The sequence below is a fragment of the Corynebacterium sp. HMSC073D01 genome, from assembly GCF_001815555.1.
GTDB lineage: Bacteria > Actinomycetota > Actinomycetes > Mycobacteriales > Mycobacteriaceae > Corynebacterium > Corynebacterium glucuronolyticum.
Map to the genome: position 1 here is coordinate 1 of NZ_KV821078.1, position 307 is coordinate 307.

Annotated in this window: 1 pseudogene; it reads right to left on the reverse strand. The window is 59.6% G+C overall.

The features are described 5' to 3' along the window. Positions 1–307: pseudogene (locus HMPREF3044_RS10275) on the reverse strand (HNH endonuclease); the annotation flags it as partial.

Here is a 307-nt window from a genome sequence, read left to right on the forward strand (position 1 = left end):
TGTGCCCGGTCAAAAATCTGCTTCACACGGGAGGACTCCGCCGTCAAGGTGAGGGTTGCGAACGTGGAATTCGGGATCGCCCGATACGTCAACTTCTTATCCGGATTATCCGCCCGGGTGTACTCCTGCAGGAGACGCGCGCCCTCCGCGTTAATCGCGGTGATGTCCCGGCCGAAGGGAACAAGTGCCTCACGGATCGTCCACGCGTGCTTCTTCGGAAGTTTCGCCACGAACCGTTCAATAGCTTGAAGGGAGGCGAAGGAGCAGCCAGCGGTGGTGGCTTTTTCCCGGGAGCGTTCCTGTTTGC